Raw genomic sequence first — 16476 nt, 5'->3', positions numbered from 1 at the left:
GGGCTTTATGGGGCTGCTTGGTTCAGGAATCAATCCCAGCTCAACGCGCCGCCAGTTTGGTACTCGATTACACGGGTTTCGAAGAAGTTTTTCTCTTTCTTCAAGTCCATGATCTCGCTCATCCACGGGAACGGGTTAGTCGTCCCTGGATACTCTTCTTTCAGACCAATCTGCGACAGACGACGGTTGGCGATGAACTTGAGGTAGTCCTCCATCATCGCCGCGTTCATGCCCAGCACACCGCGTGGCATGGTATCGCGCGCGTATTCGATCTCCAGTTGAGTCCCTTGCAGGATCATTTGGGTCGCTTCTTCCTTCATCTCGGCATCCCACAGGTGTGGGTTTTCGATTTTGATCTGGTTGATCACGTCGATACCGAAGTTCAGGTGCATCGACTCGTCACGCAGGATGTACTGGAACTGCTCGGCCACGCCGGTCATTTTGTTGCGACGGCCCATGGACAGGATCTGGGTGAAGCCGCAGTAGAAGAAGATGCCTTCCAGGACGCAGTAGTAGGCGACCAGGTTGCGCAGCAGCTCTTTGTCGGTCTCGACGGTGCCGGTTTCGAACTTCGGATCGGAGATCGAACGGGTGTACTTCAGGCCCCAGGCGGCCTTTTTGGCGACCGATGGGATCTCGTGGTACATGTTGAAGATCTCGCCTTCATCCATGGCCAACGATTCGATGCAGTACTGGTAGGCGTGGGTGTGGATCGCTTCTTCGAAGGCCTGGCGCAGGATGTACTGGCGGCACTCCGGGTTGGTGATCAGGCGGTACACGGCCAGCACGAGGTTGTTGGCCACCAGGGAGTCGGCGGTGGAGAAGAAGCCGAGGTTGCGCATGACGATGCGACGTTCGTCGTCGGTCAGGCCTTCAGGGTTTTTCCACAGGGCGATGTCGGCGGTCATGTTGACCTCTTGCGGCATCCAGTGGTTGGCGCAGCCGTCGAGGTACTTTTGCCAGGCCCAGTCGTACTTGAAGGGTACGAGCTGGTTGAGGTCGGCGCGGCAGTTGATCATGCGCTTTTCGTCAACGGCGACGCGGGCGGCGGAACCTTCCAGCTCGGCGAGGCCTTCGGCGACGTCGAGTTTGTCGAGGGCGGCCTTGGCGCGCACGATGGCGGCGGAGTCACTGGCGGTGACGGCGCGGGCTTCGATGGCGGCGGCAGCGCCGGCGCCGTCGAGGCGGTCCATGTTGGCTTCGGTGGCGTGGCCGGCGTTGGCGCCTTTGGTGGCTACTTCGCCTTCTTCTTCTTTGTCGAATTCGTCCCAGCTCAGCATGACGTGTCGTCTCCTGCGTGAGGGCTCAAAGGTGCCCGTGTGAAACCGGATGGTTGGGTGTTCACACGGCCCTGAGGCCGCGGTGGATCTTAAGGAATCGTTTGTTGCAGCTAGCGCACGCATTAAACGGAATAGGGTTACGGGTGCTCTGCGTGAGGCTTGAGGTGCGGAGCGGTAGGTGCTTGCTCCAGCGGGATGCCTCAGGTCTGGCTCTTCATCCCAGTGTAAAGGGATATTGCAGGCCCGATTTACCCGCGCATTATAGGGAAAAAATCGGCTTTGTGTTGCGGCGGATGCTCACGGATCGCAGACAAAAAGCCTACTTTTCAGGCCAAGACGCGGGTTTGCTGGGGTTGGTCGGAGGGACGAGCGGCAGGATTTTTTTCGAGGGGGCGCAGCGAGGGGCGGAGGGGGCCGGTTCTTTGCCGCAAGAACGATTTCTTGCGGCGAATAAGATCAGGTTCAGATCGAACGCATCAAGTTATTACCCGTTAGAGCAACCGTTGCCCATCACATGATAATTAAGAATATGCCGCTGACCTTGCGAATCTTCATATTCCATCTTCACCGGTACAACTTCGCATACTTCCGGGATGTTGCTCATGGACAATACTTTGGCGACGTCCAAGTGGGTGCTGTAAGTGTAATCCTCAACGATCGGGGTGTTCCGGCCAGCTACGTCAGTCGGGGCTTCGTCGGCCAGGGCGGCGGTTGCGCACAAGCTGCTGAGGGCCATAACTACTAAAGCTTTCATTTCTCTATTTACCTTATTCAGGGCGAGTGGGGTCACGGGGCCCTTGTGAGGCCGCGTGTGTAACTTAAGAGTTGGGAAGTTCGGATTAACGTTGCCTTCGTGGGGGCTGTTGCGTTGTTAATCACTGTGTCGTGTTGACGGAAGTGATTTTAGGCTGCCAGGTTATATTCATATACCCGTACTTTTGATAAACACTATTGGCGGTTTTTGTAACAATCCTGTGGTAAAGCTTTTTTCACAAAGGCGCAAAGCACCACGGCCCGCGGGCTAGAGCCGTGCAGGGGCATATCAGGGCAATTTGTAGGGGCTTGTTACTACCATCGTCGAATGGTTCTATAGGTCAGCCCCGGCTACAACAGGGCCATACAACAACAACTATGTCACCGAGGTAAGAAAGATGAGTGCGGCTTCCCTGTACCCCGTTCGCCCCGAAGTAGCAGCCAACACGCTGACCGACGAGGCGACCTACAAGGCCATGTACCAGCAGTCGGTGGTCAACCCCGATGGCTTCTGGCGCGAGCAAGCCAAGCGCCTCGACTGGATCAAGCCTTTCACCACGGTGAAGCAGACCTCGTTCGACGATCACCATGTCGACATCAAGTGGTTCGCCGATGGCACCCTGAACGTTTCCTACAACTGCCTGGACCGTCACCTCGCCGAGCGCGGCGACCAGATCGCGATCATCTGGGAGGGCGATGACCCTGCCGAGAGCCGCAACATCACTTACCGCGAGCTGCATGAAGAAGTCTGCAAGTTCGCCAACGCCCTGCGCGGCCAGGATGTGCACCGCGGCGACGTGGTGACTATCTATATGCCGATGATCCCCGAAGCCGTGGTCGCCATGCTGGCCTGTACCCGTATCGGTGCGATCCACTCCGTGGTGTTTGGCGGTTTCTCGCCGGAAGCCCTGGCTGGTCGTATCATCGACTGTAAGTCGAAGGTGGTGATCACTGCCGATGAAGGCATTCGCGCCGGTAAGAAAATTCCGTTGAAGGCCAACGTCGACGACGCCCTGACCAACCCGGAAACCAGCAGCATCCAGAAGGTCATCGTGTGCAAGCGCACCAATGGCCAGATCAAGTGGAACCAGCATCGCGATATCTGGTACGAAGACCTGATGAAAGTGGCGGGCACCGTGTGTGCGCCCAAAGAGATGGGCGCCGAAGAAGCGCTGTTCATCCTCTACACCTCCGGTTCCACCGGCAAGCCCAAGGGCGTGCAGCACACCACCGGCGGCTACCTGTTGTACGCCGGCCTGACCCACGAGCGCGTGTTCGACTACCGCCCGGGCGAAATCTACTGGTGCACCGCCGACGTCGGCTGGGTCACCGGCCACACTTATATTGTCTACGGCCCGCTGTCCAACGGCGCGACCACCGTGCTGTTCGAGGGCGTGCCGAACTACCCGGACATCACCCGGGTGGCGAAGATCGTCGACAAGCACAAGGTCAATATCCTCTACACCGCACCGACCGCGATCCGCGCGATGATGGCTTCCGGCACCGCTGCCTGTGAAGGCGCCGATGGCAGCAGCCTGCGTCTGCTTGGCTCGGTGGGTGAGCCGATTAACCCAGAGGCGTGGGACTGGTACTACAAGAACGTCGGCCAATCCCGTTGCCCGATTGTCGATACCTGGTGGCAGACCGAAACCGGCGGCAACATGATGAGCCCGCTGCCAGGCGCCCATGCGCTCAAGCCGGGTTCTGCGGCACGGCCGTTCTTCGGTGTGGTGCCGGCACTGGTGGACAACCTCGGCAACCTGATCGAAGGCGCGGCTGAAGGCAACCTGGTGATCCTCGATTCGTGGCCAGGCCAGGCGCGTACGCTGTACGGCGACCATGACCGCTTTGTCGACACCTACTTCAAGACCTTCCGTGGCATGTACTTCACCGGTGACGGTGCGCGCCGTGACGAGGACGGTTACTACTGGATCACCGGCCGAGTGGACGACGTGTTGAACGTGTCCGGCCACCGCATGGGCACTGCCGAGATCGAAAGTGCCATGGTTGCTCACCCTAAAGTCGCTGAAGCGGCGGTGGTGGGTGTGCCGCACGACATCAAGGGGCAGGGCATCTATGTGTATGTCACCCTCAAAAATGGTGAAGAACCGAACGAAGCGCTGCGCCTGGAGTTGAAAAACTGGGTGCGCAAGGAAATCGGGCCGATTGCTTCTCCAGATGTGATCCAGTGGGCACCGGGCTTGCCGAAGACGCGATCGGGGAAAATCATGCGGCGGATTCTGCGCAAGATTGCCACGGCTGAATACGACGGGCTGGGGGATATCTCCACCCTGGCGGACCCGGGCGTGGTGGCGCATTTGATTGAGACGCACAAGACCATGAACGTCGCTTAAGGCAGGTTTGAGCGATGGAGCCCCATTCGGCGTAGGCCGGATGGGGCTTTTTTATGCGCTCTCAAAAACACTGAAGATCAACTGTGGGAGCGGGCTTGCTCGCGAAGGCGGTGTATGAGTTGGCTGATATGCTGACTGACACACCGCCTTCGCGAACAAGCCCGCTCCCACAGTTTGATTGCATTCCAAGGCTGCTCATGGGTGGGGCGACTTACATAAGGTCAATAAATATCGGATTGTGCTGTGGGATATTTCTGAATGTTACCGTCGAACGCAAATGTGTAACCCGCCGCCCAAACCTGAGGCAAAGCGCTACGCCCATGCCTCGAAAAACCGCGTTTTAGACACCCCCGGAAATAAGATTAAACGCCAGACTTGCCGTGCTAGAAGGGTTTGCGAATAATAGGCCCGCAATTTGCAGCGTCTACAGGTTTAATGTCTTTTGTCTCTGCATAAAATTCAGAGGCTGTCAATGAGCTGGAACCGCTTTCTCGGTGCTTCTGTAAATTGTTGTCGCATTGAGGAAATATCGACTTCCGGCCTGTCGTTAGAATGCCGATCACTCGCTCGTCGTCTCCAGTGTGTAACTGGTGTGGGACGCAGCACCGCAATTCGGTTTCCCTTAAGTCGCATCGTGGGCCATGGCTCATACTGCTGTTTTGCCCTATACCGATGGAGTCCCAAGATGAAGAAACTCGTGCTGTTGGGCGCCCTGGCGCTGTCCGTGCTGTCCATGCAGGCTTTCGCTGAAGGCAAGCCCCTGAAAATTGGTATCGAAGCGGCTTACCCTCCGTTTGCCTCCAAAGCTCCCGACGGCAGCATCGTCGGTTTCGACTACGACATCGGCAACGCCCTGTGCAAGCAGATGGACGTGAAGTGCACCTGGGTCGAGCAAGAGTTCGACGGCCTGATCCCAGCGCTGAAAGTGCGCAAGATCGACGCGATCCTGTCGTCCATGTCCATCACGGATGACCGCAAGAAGTCCGTGGACTTCACCACCCGCTACTACCTGACCCCAGCGCGCCTGGTGTTGAAGGAAGGCACCACCGTCAGCGATAGCCTGGATGAATTGAAGGGCAAGAAGATCGGTGTGCAGCGCGGTTCGATCCACGACCGTTTCGCCAAGGAAGTCCTGGCTCCAAAAGGCGCCACCGTGGTGCCTTACAGCTCGCAGAACGAAATCTACCTGGACGTGGAAGCCGGTCGCCTCGATGGCACCGTGGCTGACGCTACCCTGCTGCAAGACGGTTTCCTGAAAACCCCTGCCGGCAAAGGCTACGCGTTCGTAGGCCCGGCCTTCACCGACGCCAAGTACTTCGGCGACGGCATCGGCATCGCCGTACGCAAAGGCGACAAGGAAAACCTGGACCGCATCAACGCAGCCATTGCCGCGATCCGTGCCAACGGCGAGTACAAGAAAATCCAGGACAAGTACTTCGACTTCGATATTTACGGCGCTGACCCTAAGTAAATCGTCGCAGCTGTCTGTCCCAAATGGCGCAAGCAACAGAATTCCTGAGGTTTGCGCCATTTTTTCATCCCCTTTTTCGAGGACCTGAATCATGTTGAAAGGCTACGGGGCCGTCATCCTCGATGGCGCATGGTTGACGCTTCAGCTCGCCTTGTCGTCCATGGCCTTGGCCATTGTTCTGGGTCTGATCGGGGTCGCGTTGCGCCTGTCGCCGGTGCGCTGGTTGGCCTGGCTGGGTGACTTGTACTCCACGGTGATCCGCGGGATCCCCGACCTGGTGCTGATCCTGCTGATTTTCTACGGCGGTCAGGACCTGCTCAACCGCGTCGCGCCGCTGCTCGGCTATGACGACTATATCGACTTGAACCCCTTGGCCGCCGGTATCGGCACCCTGGGTTTCATCTTTGGCGCCTACCTGTCGGAAACCTTCCGCGGCGCCTTCATGGCCATTCCCAAGGGCCAGGCCGAAGCCGGCCTTGCGTATGGCATGAGCAGTTTCCAGGTGTTTTTCCGGGTGATGGTGCCGCAGATGATCCGGCTGGCGATCCCCGGGTTTACCAATAACTGGCTGGTCCTCACCAAGGCCACCGCGCTGATTTCGGTGGTGGGCCTGCAAGACATGATGTTCAAGGCCAAGCAGGCGGCAGACGCTACCCGCGAGCCTTTTACCTTCTTCCTCGCAGTGGCGGCGATGTACCTGGTGATCACCAGTGTGTCGTTGCTGGCCTTGCGTCATCTTGAGAAGCGCTACTCGGTAGGCGTAAGGGCGGCTGATCTATGATCTTCGACTACAACGTCATCTGGGAGGCCATGCCGCTGTACCTTGGCGGCTTGCTGACCACCCTGAAACTGCTCGCCATCTCGCTGTTCTTCGGCTTGCTCGCCGCGTTGCCCCTGGGCTTGATGCGCGTGTCCAAGCAGCCGATTGTCAATGGTGCGGCCTGGCTCTACACCTATGTGATCCGCGGCACGCCGATGCTGGTGCAGTTGTTCTTGATCTACTACGGCCTGGCCCAGTTCGAGGCGGTGCGCGAGAGTTTCCTCTGGCCGCTGCTGTCCAGCGCCACCTTCTGCGCGTGCCTGGCCTTTGCGATCAACACCAGCGCCTACACCGCCGAGATCATCGCCGGTAGCCTCAAGGCCACCCCCAATGGCGAGATCGAAGCCGCCAAGGCCATGGGCATGTCGCGCTACAAGCTGTACCGCCGCATCCTGCTGCCGTCGGCCCTGCGCCGCGCGCTGCCGCAGTACAGCAACGAAGTGATCATGATGCTGCAGACCACCAGCCTGGCGTCGATCGTCACGCTGATCGACATCACCGGTGCTGCACGTACAGTGAACGCGCAGTTCTACCTGCCGTTCGAAGCGTATATCACCGCCGGTGTGTTCTACCTGTGCCTGACCTTCATCCTGGTGCGCCTGTTCAAGTTGGCCGAGCGCCGCTGGCTGAGCTACCTGGCGCCGAGGAAGCACTGATATGGAACGTATCGATCACCTGTTGCCCTGGGGCCACTTGGGCTGCGAGCGCCAGCTGAGCGTGTTCCGTTTCGGCAAGGGCGAGCGCAAGGCCTATATCCAGGCCAGCCTGCACGCCGACGAATTGCCCGGCATGCGCGCCGCGTGGGAGCTGAAAAAGCGCCTCGCCGAACTGGAACAGCAAGGCGCCCTCAACGGCGTGATCGAGCTGGTGCCGGTCGCCAACCCGATGGGCCTGGGCCAGTTGCTGCAAGGCAGCCACCAGGGCCGTTTCGAGGTGGGCAGCGGCAAGAACTTCAACCGTGATTTCGTCGAGCTGAGCGAGCCGGTGGCCGAGCTGCTCGAAGGCAAGCTGGGCGATGATCCCCACGCGAACGTGCGCATGATCCGCCAGGCCATGGGTGATGCACTCGCCTCATTGCCTGAGCCGAGCAGCCAGTTGCAAGGCATGCAGCGCATCTTGCTGAGCCACGCCTGCACTGCCGATGTGGTGCTTGACCTGCATTGCGACGCCGAAGCCGCACTGCACATGTACGCGCTGCCGCAGCACTGGCCGCAGTGGCGTTCGCTGTCGGCGCATTTGAATGTGAAGGTCGGCCTGCTGGCGGAAGACTCCGGCGGCAGTTCGTTCGATGAAGCCTGCTCGCTGCCGTGGTTGCGTTTGTCCCAGGCATTCCCTGAGGCGCAGATCCCGTTGGCCTGCCTGGCGACGACGCTGGAGTTGGGTGGTCAAGCCGATACGGGCCGCGACGAGGCGATCTTCCACGCCGAAGGTATCCTCGCGTTCCTCGCCGAGCAGGGCTTGATCAAGGGGGAATGGCCCGCGCCACAGTTCGAGCCCTGTGAAGGCTTGCCGTTTGAAGGCACCGAATTGTTGTTCGCGCCCCACGCCGGGGTGATCAGTTACCTGCGTAAAGCCGGTGATGTGGTCGAAAAAGGCGAGCCGATTTTTGAAGTGATTGACCCCCTGGAAGACCGCGTCAGCACGATTTGCGCGGGCACCTCGGGGGTGTTGTTTGCCGTTGAACGGCTACGTTATGCCCAAGCGGGTTTCTGGCTGGCCAAGGTGGCGGGGCGCGAAGCGCTGCGTCACGGGCGCTTGCTCAACGACTGACCACCTGTTTTTGTGAGAACCGACCGCATGTACAAACTTGAAGTCCAAGACCTGCATAAACGCTATGGCAGTCATGAAGTGCTCAAAGGCGTGTCCCTGGCCGCCGCAGCCGGTGATGTGATCAGCATCATCGGTTCCAGTGGTTCGGGCAAAAGTACCTTTTTGCGCTGCATCAACCTGCTGGAGCAACCCCACGCCGGCAAGATTCTGCTGAACAACGAAGAGCTGAAACTGGTGGCCAACAAGGACGGCGCCATGAAGGCCGCCGATCCTAAACAGCTGCAGCGCATGCGTTCGCGCCTGTCCATGGTGTTCCAGCATTTCAACCTGTGGTCGCACATGACCGCGCTTGAAAACGTGATGGAAGCGCCGGTGCACGTGTTGGGCATGTCGAAGAAAGACGCGCGTGAAAAGGCCGAGCACTACTTGGCCAAAGTCGGCGTGGGCCATCGTAAGGATGCGTTCCCAGGCCACATGTCCGGCGGCGAGCAGCAGCGCGTGGCCATCGCCCGCGCCCTGGCGATGGAGCCGGAAGTGATGCTGTTCGACGAACCCACTTCGGCCCTCGATCCGGAACTGGTTGGCGAAGTGCTCAAGGTGATGCAGGACCTGGCCCAGGAAGGCCGCACCATGGTGGTGGTGACCCACGAAATGGGCTTCGCCCGTGAGGTGTCGAACCAGTTGGTGTTCCTGCACAAAGGCATCGTCGAAGAGCGTGGCAACCCGCGCGAAGTACTGGTGAACCCGCAGTCGGAGCGTTTGCAGCAGTTCTTGTCCGGCAGCTTGAAGTAATCAAGACTGCCGTTGTGCACTGACTTAGTGCATGCTTTGCAGTCTTGAGTTTGGCCTCGACCCCCTGTGGGAGCTGGCTTGCCTGCGATAGCGGTGTATCGGAAACAGATGTGCCCACTGACCCACCGCTATCGCAGGCAAGCCAGCTCTCACCTCGATCTCCATTTGTGTTGAGCTTTGTGTTGCTTTACGGGCTAGCATTGGCCCTTGTCTTCATTACTGTTACTGGCTTCGGATAGCACTCCATGACCGCCCATAAAATTGGTTTCCTGATTTGGCCCAGCACAAAAGCACTGACGCTTGCGCTGGCTGAGGAGGCCTTGCGCGTTGCCCAGCGGGTGCATCCGGACGTGGTCTATGAGCTGTCGTTCCTGCAAGCCGAGCCGCCGAGCGATGGCGCCTGGCAATTGCCGGGCGAGCCGTGGGCCGGCAAGCTCGAGGGTTTCCAGAAACTGTTCCTGCTGGCGGATGAGCCGCCAACCGTGATCGCCTCGCAACTGAGCACCGCGCTCAAGCAGCTGGTGCGCGCCGGCTGCGTGATCGGCGGTTTGTCGGCGGGCGTTTACCCGCTGGCCCAACTCGGTTTGCTCGATGGTTACCGCGCCGCTGTGCACTGGCGCTGGCAGGACGATTTCGCCGAGCGTTTCCCCAAGGTCATTGCCACCAGTCATCTGTTCGACTGGGACCGCGACCGTCTCACCGCCTGCGGTGGCATGTCGGTACTCGACTTGCTACTGGCGGTGTTGGCCCGTGACCACGGCGCCGAACTGGCCGGTGCGGTATCCGAAGAGCTGGTGGTGGAGCGCATCCGCGAGGGTGGCGAACGCCAGCGCATTCCGCTGCAAAACCGCCTGGGTTCCAGCCATCCCAAGCTGACCCAGGCCGTGTTGCTGATGGAAGCGAATATCGAAGAGCCGCTGACCACCGACGAAATCGCCCAGCACGTCTGCGTGTCGCGACGACAACTCGAACGTATCTTCAAGCAGTATCTCAACCGCGTCCCCAGCCAGTACTACCTGGAACTGCGCCTGAACAAGGCACGCCAGATGCTCATGCAAACCAGCAAGTCGATCATCCAGATCGGCCTGTCGTGCGGCTTCTCCTCGGGGCCACACTTCTCCAGCGCCTACCGCAACTTCTTCGGCGCCACCCCGCGTGAAGACCGCAACCAGCGGCGCAGCAGCAGCCCTTTCGAGCTGTCCTCGGTGCCGTCAGAGCGGGGCTAGGCGTTATTCTTCCATGAGCTCCTCGTCCACCGATTCCAGTGGATTGTCGTTTTCGTCGACAGTGACTTCCAGAATCTGGAAATCATTTCCGGTTCGCTGGTAGTACTCCCTTAGAAGCTCGATGCTTTCCGGTGTCCAGGGGTTGTTATGCAAATCGCTGTCGTTGTCGAGCACTTGCTGCATTTCCATTATGTCCGCAGGAATATCACGTAGCGCGTTATTGCTCAGGTCCAGGTTTTGCAGCCCGTGCAATTGAAATAATCCGGCCGGCACCTGACTGATCTGCGTGTTGGACAGCTGCAGCGTGGTCAACTGCTGCAGGGCGCTGACATCCGGCGCATTGCCCAGTGGGTTGTTGTTCAAATGCAAGAACTCAAGGTTGTCCAGGTCGCTGATAGAGCGTGCTTCGGCTGGGGTAAGGGCGATTTCGCAGCCGGAAAGTTCAAGGCCGCTCAGCTTGGGCATTGCGAAAATCGCAGAGGGTAACTTCCCGAGCGTGCAATTCGTCACGATCAGGGTTTGCAGGCAGGGAAAGGCTTTGAGAGTGCCGTTTATATCGGTGATGGTGAACGCTCCCTTGAGCTCAAAGTACGTCACATGGTTCAGGCGTACGCTCAGTATCGGCAATGTGCCGATGATGGGTTGGTCGAGCACAACTTCATAGGTGGTGCGGTCATCCAGGCTTTCTTCATCTATCGGGCTTTCGCGTCGCCAGGCCTCTTCGAGCAGGCGCTTGTACTGCTGACGACTGACCTCGTCGGCAATGCGCAGGTCGTCCGATAAGACGCCACCGGTCAGTGGGTGCTGCTCGGGTGTATCGTTCGCCCAGTGCTGCAGTTCGGCGACCAGTCGCTGGTAATCACCCTCCAGTTCAGTCAATTTGGCATCAACGTTCTCCAGAGTTCCAGGCAGCCCGAAAATCAGCCTGTCCGTGTCTTTTTCGGCCATTCTTGGATAGAGCTGCCGGGCCCTGTTGCGGTGCTCGGCGGGTGTCTGGACGTGGAAGCATTCATCGGTGCGCTGGCAGTAGCTTTTGATCAGCTCAAGGCTCTGGTAGGTCAGGGGGTTGGCGGAAAGGTCGAACACTCGGCCCAGATGCTTTGGCAGGGCGAACAGTTCGGGGGGGAGTTGCGTGATGGCATTGCCGCTGAGGTTTATGGTGTAGCGCTGGACGTGTGTCAGCAGGGTCAAAGGCACCGTGTTGAGCCCGGTATCACGCAGGTGCAAGGTGGTCAGTTGAGTCAGATGGCTGAAATCAATGGGAGCGCCCAACGGGTTGCTGTTCAGGTTCAGGTGACTGAGATTTGACAGGCGCTCCAAGCGTGCGCGGCTGTTGTCTGAAAGGCGGATTGCGCAGTTTTCCAGACGCAGGTGCGTGAGCTTGGTCCGTGACAAAATCTCGGGCGGGATGTCGCCGAGTACCGTCTGACTGAGACTGATGGACATCAATTCGGGGAAGTGGGTAAGGAAGCTGTCGACATCCAGTGGGGCGTTATTGCCCTGTATGATCAGCACGGTGATGTGGTCGAACGAGGCGTCAATGGCGGGCAGCGCGCCCGTCAGTTCTTTTGGGATGAACAGCGAATGGCGTTGCACGCCGCTCTCGGTCAATTCATGGCGCCAGCATTTTTCCAGGCGTATGCGCAGCGCGATTCGCCTGGCGAACTCTTGACCACTAAGGTCAGGCGCGCCCTCCCATTGTTGGAGTCGCGCTTGCAGTGTTTGCAGCTCAGCCGCCCTGCGTGCCAATTCCACCTGGCCAGCTTCGACCGTGCCGGGGAGGTCGTAGATCAATCGATTGAGCGCTGACTTGCGCAAGCTTGGATAGAGCTGGTGTGCGTCGCGCAAATCAATGTGGAGTGCGTTGGCTTCAAACGTGAGGCCGTGGCTTTGATAGTAGGATTTGATCTGCTCCACTGCCGCCCGCGACAGCGGGTTGTCGCCCAAGTCGAAGGCGCTGCCCTTGTTCGGCGGCAATGAAAAAAGGGCCGGCGGTAGCTCGCGGATCCGGGTGTTGCTGAGCAGTGCAGTTTGAAGGTTGGGGCGGTCGACTATGCCGTCCGGTAGCTGTTCGATCTGGGTGTGGGATAAGTCGAGGTGAGTCAGCTCCGTCATGGCTTCGACGCTGGGCGCCAAGTCCAGAGGGTTGTCATGCAAAACCAGGGATTGTAAACCTCGCAGCGAGGCGATACGTGCCTGGTCTGCGGGCGTCAGCCTGATATTGCAACTGCTCAGGCTCAGGGAGTTCAAGTGTGGCAGGTTGAAAATGAGATCCGGCACGCTGCCGAGGTTTAAACCCCTGACCGTCAGTTGGCGCAGTTGCTGGAAACGCCCCAGAAACGCAAGGGCGCTAGCGGTTTGCGGGCGACCGCTGAGGGTCAGCAGCGACACGTGATCGAAATTTGCCGTCAGTTCCGGCAACGCGCCGAGAATCGGGTAATCCAGGCGCAGGCTGTAGCCATCTACGCTTGGGTCCAGGAAGAGGTCGGCGGCTTCTTCACGGCGCCAGCATCGGCGCAATTGTCTGGCGATCATGCGACGGTTCTGGCGCTCATTGCGCCGTTCGGCGACGGATAGCCGCGCGCCGGTTTCGGGGTGGGCGGTGGGGATTTGGCGCTGCCAGCTTGTCAGGTCGTTGCGCAGTTGTCGGTATTCCTCGGCCAGTGCCGCGAGGCCATTGGCTGCGCCACCTGGTTGGGTGTGCAAGTGGGTGAGCAAGTCTTGGAGTTGCTGCGGATCGAGCGCGGGGTATATCGCGCGAGCACGTTCCTCCAAGGTCGCGACTGGGGCAGGCGGCGCGTCCTGGATCGGGTAACCGGCATCCATTCCTAGCAAGCGCAGCGTTTCCAGTGTGGGCGGTTTGATAACGGAGGTGTCCAGTACCTGGCGCAGCTCTTCACGTGGCAGCGGTCGTTGTCGCAGTCGCTCTCGCAGCGCAGGCCCCTGATTGACGCCGAGCCCCAGGGCGTCGCGTTGTGCGTCAGGCAGGGCATTGAGTATGGCGGTGTACAGGTCGGTCTCACCTGACAGCGGGCCTTTTTCATCGTGGGGCACGTAACGGCCGTCGGCGGTACGCACCAGCGTGCGAACAACCGTGGCGTCCTTGACGCCAATCTGCAGCCACATTTCCCCCTGGGCAGTGAGGTGCCTGGCCTCAATGCGTACGTTGCCCGGCCAGCCGGGTTGAGTTCTAAGGGTGTTCAGTGCCAGGCGTTCGCTGTCGACAGTGGGCATTGCCTCAAGATGCAGACCTTCGTAGGCACGGTTGATCCGCAGTTCATCCAGCGTGCTGCGGGCAAGGTCGGCCAGGCGCGGCGGGGTGTGTTGGTTGTCCAGCTCTGTGAGCTCCTCAGCGCTGGCGTGGTCGAGCACGTGAGTGATGACCTGGGTTGGCAGGCCGGGGGCGCTCTGTATCAATTGTTGCGCAGGCGCGTGCGCTGTCGGTTGCAGCTGGGCGTAACGTGATTCGAACAGCGTGGCGCGATGCCGCTCGGCCACTCGCGCGAGTTTCTTGCGCCACTGATAGGCGCGGTGGTCCAGGCTCAGCTCAGGGTCGGCCGCGCGTTCGCCGAACAGCGTGCGGATCTCTTCCGGTGTCAGCCTTTGCAGCAGTTCCTTGAGCAATTGACCCTTGTTCAATTGCGCCTCTTGGATCTGCACCACCGGTTTGTTGGTGTCTCCAAACGCCCAGGCTGTATTGCCGTGGGCATCGAGTATCTGTAGGCAGCGGGTCTCGGGCCATTCGCCGTAGGCGGTGAGCAGGTGCAACACGTCTTGTGGATCGACGTGCTGGTACGTGGTGGGATCGTCACTGCCAAGCTGGTCGATAAGGGTGCGCAAACTGCGGTCAATACGCACACGTTCAAGGGTGTCAGCCAGGAGGGGCGGTACGGGTTCGCCCAGTACATGCATTCTGCGCAGCGCGCCGTCATCGACGCCACTGAGCGTCAATGCCAACTCCCGGTCGGCCTCACTCAATTCACTGACGTTATGGCCAAGACGGCGTAACAGGGTGGGACGGTCCCAATGCAAGGGGTCTTCCAGCTCGCTGTGCCAGGCTCCCGCACCGTTGTGCTGTAGCTGCGGGGTATAGGCGTCTGGGCGCGTTGGATGTGTGATTACATACTGTTCGCTGTCGGTCAGCGGTTGCACGGCATACAGATCACCCTCAAGAGGTAACACTGACTCACCGCGCAGGGTGTGCAGGCCCTGTTCATTGATCCCCAGGCGTGGCGGCAGGGTGGTTTTTTGCCGGTAGGCCGTCAGGTCCTTGTTCCAGTAGCGGCCGCTGCCATTGGCGAGGGTGACTGGCTTGAAACGGTCGATAAACGCCAGCACATCGGGCGGCGCGACCTGGCGCAACAGCTTCACCCCGATCGTGCTCCCGGCCGCAAAGGCGCCGATTTGCACCAGCGACTCCAGCATGCTCATCAAGTGACCGAAGGCTTCACTGGACTCACCTATAGCCCAGTCGATGATGCCTTCAAACACCTCATCCAGCAGTTGGTAGGCCATGTAGCCCAGCATCAACTCGCCCAATCCGGGAATGAACGGCGCCACCACCATCACCACCGCATTAACGATCGAAGACGCTACGTTGACGAAGGCATCCCAGGCCGCCCAGCGCGCCTTGCGGTCAGCCTCGGCAGTGGAGACGGCCCGTGTACGCGCATCATTGATGATCTGGTTGAGTCGTTGTTCATAGACGTGCTGCCAGAGATCGCCGGCAATGGGTTGCACAGAGAAGTTCAGCCGAGGATCCGTGGTGGGCTCCTTGCGCCATGGCGCCTGGTCGCTTCCCGATTGCGGTGGGTGCCAGGTAATGCGCGCCAGGCGTTGGCTGAGCCCGGAAAAAAATGGCCCGTGATGTTCATGGTTGACAAAGCGGCTGAAAAAACCCTGATATTGCTCGTCGCGCAGCTTTTCGGTCAGTGCTTGCTTGAAGGCCAGTGATGAGGGGTATTCCTTGATCGGGTGTCGAGGGTCATCAGGCACATAGGCGACGACGCGCTGCACGGAACGGGGGTGTTCAAGGTCAACGGCAAACAGCAGGACGCCGTTCAACGGGGCCTCCATCATGTGCAAATCATAGGCGCGCAGGGGCTGACCGTCCTGGAGCCGCGCAGGCTTGCCCTCGATCAGCTCGCCAATGGCAAGCCACATGTCTTCGGCGATGTCCCCGCTGATGCGAGCCAGGTGCAAGGCATTGCGCAAGGCGGCAGTGTGGCTGGCTATGACTTTGTGTTGCAGTGCGCTGGCGGCCACGGGCTCATCCAGGCCTAAAGCCTCACGCACATGACGAGCGTATTGGGCGCCGATGTCCAGCTCGCGGCACAACCGAGTGAACGCCGTAATCGACAACACCTTCTTGACCGCCGGCAATGTGTCGAATTGGCCGCTGGCGGACGGGCGGGTGATGAACGTTGAATCCGTCTCGTAGGCGTCGACCTCGGTCTCCGTGCTCTCGAAGTTGTGCAAGGCCGCATCGAGCAACGACACCGTCCACGTGCGCGCAGCCCCTGTGCGCACGGGAAACCAGGGGGTGGTCTGTGGGATGTACAGGCGTAGATAAGTGGTTTCGCAATTCAGCTCCAGGTTGAAGCGCTTGAGCAGGGCGTCTTCAAGAATGGGCTTGGCGAACGCCTTGGCATCTTCAAGCTGCTTGAGCGTTTGCTCGACCTTGTTGCGTGCTGTCCAATGCTCAGCTGTTGCCTTTGTGAACGCCGACTTCAAGGGGCTGGGGGCTGTGCCAAGCGCCTGACCCAGTGAGAGTTTGGCTGTTTTTACGGCATTGCGTGCCTGCTGTGAGGATTGGCCCAGCCATGGAGGGATTGCGCTCTTGAGCACCTCGTAGTGGCTGTCGGGTTGGGGGCTGCCGAGGGCTGCTGGCAGTAAGGAAGACGGGGTGGTCATGCGCGCTGATCTCCAATGGACGTGAAAACGCCAGTAGATCAGCCGCCTGGCGACGGATGAGCTTAGATAGATATGCGTGGACGCCTGGTTTTGGTCC

At 59.6% G+C, this 16476-nt stretch carries 10 protein-coding genes; 7 read left to right on the top strand and 3 right to left on the bottom strand.

Annotated features, from left to right (window positions below; translation table 11 throughout):
- Positions 1–29: 29 nt before the first annotated feature.
- Together KHP07_RS13810 and KHP07_RS13805 are read right to left on the bottom strand one after the other, a co-directional pair.
- Positions 30–1280 (bottom strand): ribonucleotide-diphosphate reductase subunit beta, encoded by a 1251-nt coding sequence (locus KHP07_RS13810; protein WP_005790649.1) that lies wholly within the window; start codon positions 1278–1280, stop codon positions 30–32.
- A gap of 484 nt (positions 1281–1764) precedes the next feature.
- On the bottom strand, positions 1765–2034 hold the full coding sequence (locus tag KHP07_RS13805) for a DUF2790 domain-containing protein (protein WP_015885484.1): 270 nt from the start codon (positions 2032–2034) through the stop codon (positions 1765–1767).
- A gap of 397 nt (positions 2035–2431) precedes the next feature.
- Here KHP07_RS13805 and acs point away from each other — a divergent pair, with 397 nt between their 5' ends.
- From acs to KHP07_RS13770, 7 genes are all read left to right on the top strand, one after another.
- Positions 2432–4387 (top strand): acetate--CoA ligase, encoded by a 1956-nt coding sequence (gene acs, locus KHP07_RS13800; RefSeq protein WP_078049889.1) that lies wholly within the window; start codon positions 2432–2434, stop codon positions 4385–4387.
- Positions 4388–5072: 685 nt separating this feature from the next.
- The gene (aotJ, locus tag KHP07_RS13795) at positions 5073–5858 is read left to right on the top strand and encodes an L-arginine-binding protein AotJ (protein ID WP_078049888.1); all 786 of its coding nucleotides are present in this window, start codon (positions 5073–5075) and stop codon (positions 5856–5858) included.
- 91 nt (positions 5859–5949) lie between these two features.
- On the top strand, positions 5950–6639 hold the full coding sequence (locus tag KHP07_RS13790; protein WP_024077013.1) for an ABC transporter permease: 690 nt from the start codon (positions 5950–5952) through the stop codon (positions 6637–6639).
- Positions 6636–7334: an ABC transporter permease gene (locus KHP07_RS13785; RefSeq protein ID WP_010208307.1), complete on the top strand. Its 699-nt coding sequence runs from the start codon at positions 6636–6638 to the stop codon at positions 7332–7334. The genes KHP07_RS13790 and KHP07_RS13785 overlap by 4 nt, the downstream gene beginning before the upstream one ends.
- 1 nt (position 7335) lies before the next feature.
- A complete protein-coding gene (locus tag KHP07_RS13780) occupies positions 7336–8448 on the top strand; it encodes a succinylglutamate desuccinylase/aspartoacylase family protein (RefSeq protein WP_214497346.1) in 1113 nt (370 codons plus the stop codon).
- Positions 8449–8475: 27 nt separating this feature from the next.
- A complete protein-coding gene (locus KHP07_RS13775; protein ID WP_003214336.1) occupies positions 8476–9240 on the top strand; it encodes an ABC transporter ATP-binding protein in 765 nt (254 codons plus the stop codon).
- 245 nt (positions 9241–9485) lie between these two features.
- Complete coding sequence (locus KHP07_RS13770) at positions 9486–10466, top strand: GlxA family transcriptional regulator (protein WP_078049886.1); 981 nt, start codon at positions 9486–9488, stop codon at positions 10464–10466.
- Between the two features lie 3 nt (positions 10467–10469).
- On the opposite strand, the gene KHP07_RS13765 is transcribed toward KHP07_RS13770, so the two are convergent.
- Positions 10470–16379: a dermonecrotic toxin domain-containing protein gene (locus KHP07_RS13765; protein ID WP_214497345.1), complete on the bottom strand. Its 5910-nt coding sequence runs from the start codon at positions 16377–16379 to the stop codon at positions 10470–10472.
- Between the last annotated feature and the right edge of the window lie 97 nt (positions 16380–16476).

The sequence above is a fragment of the Pseudomonas sp. VS40 genome (genome assembly GCF_018587885.1).
Taxonomy (GTDB): Bacteria; Pseudomonadota; Gammaproteobacteria; order Pseudomonadales; family Pseudomonadaceae; genus Aquipseudomonas; species Aquipseudomonas pergaminensis.
This window is presented reverse-complemented; position numbering and strand designations above follow the sequence as displayed.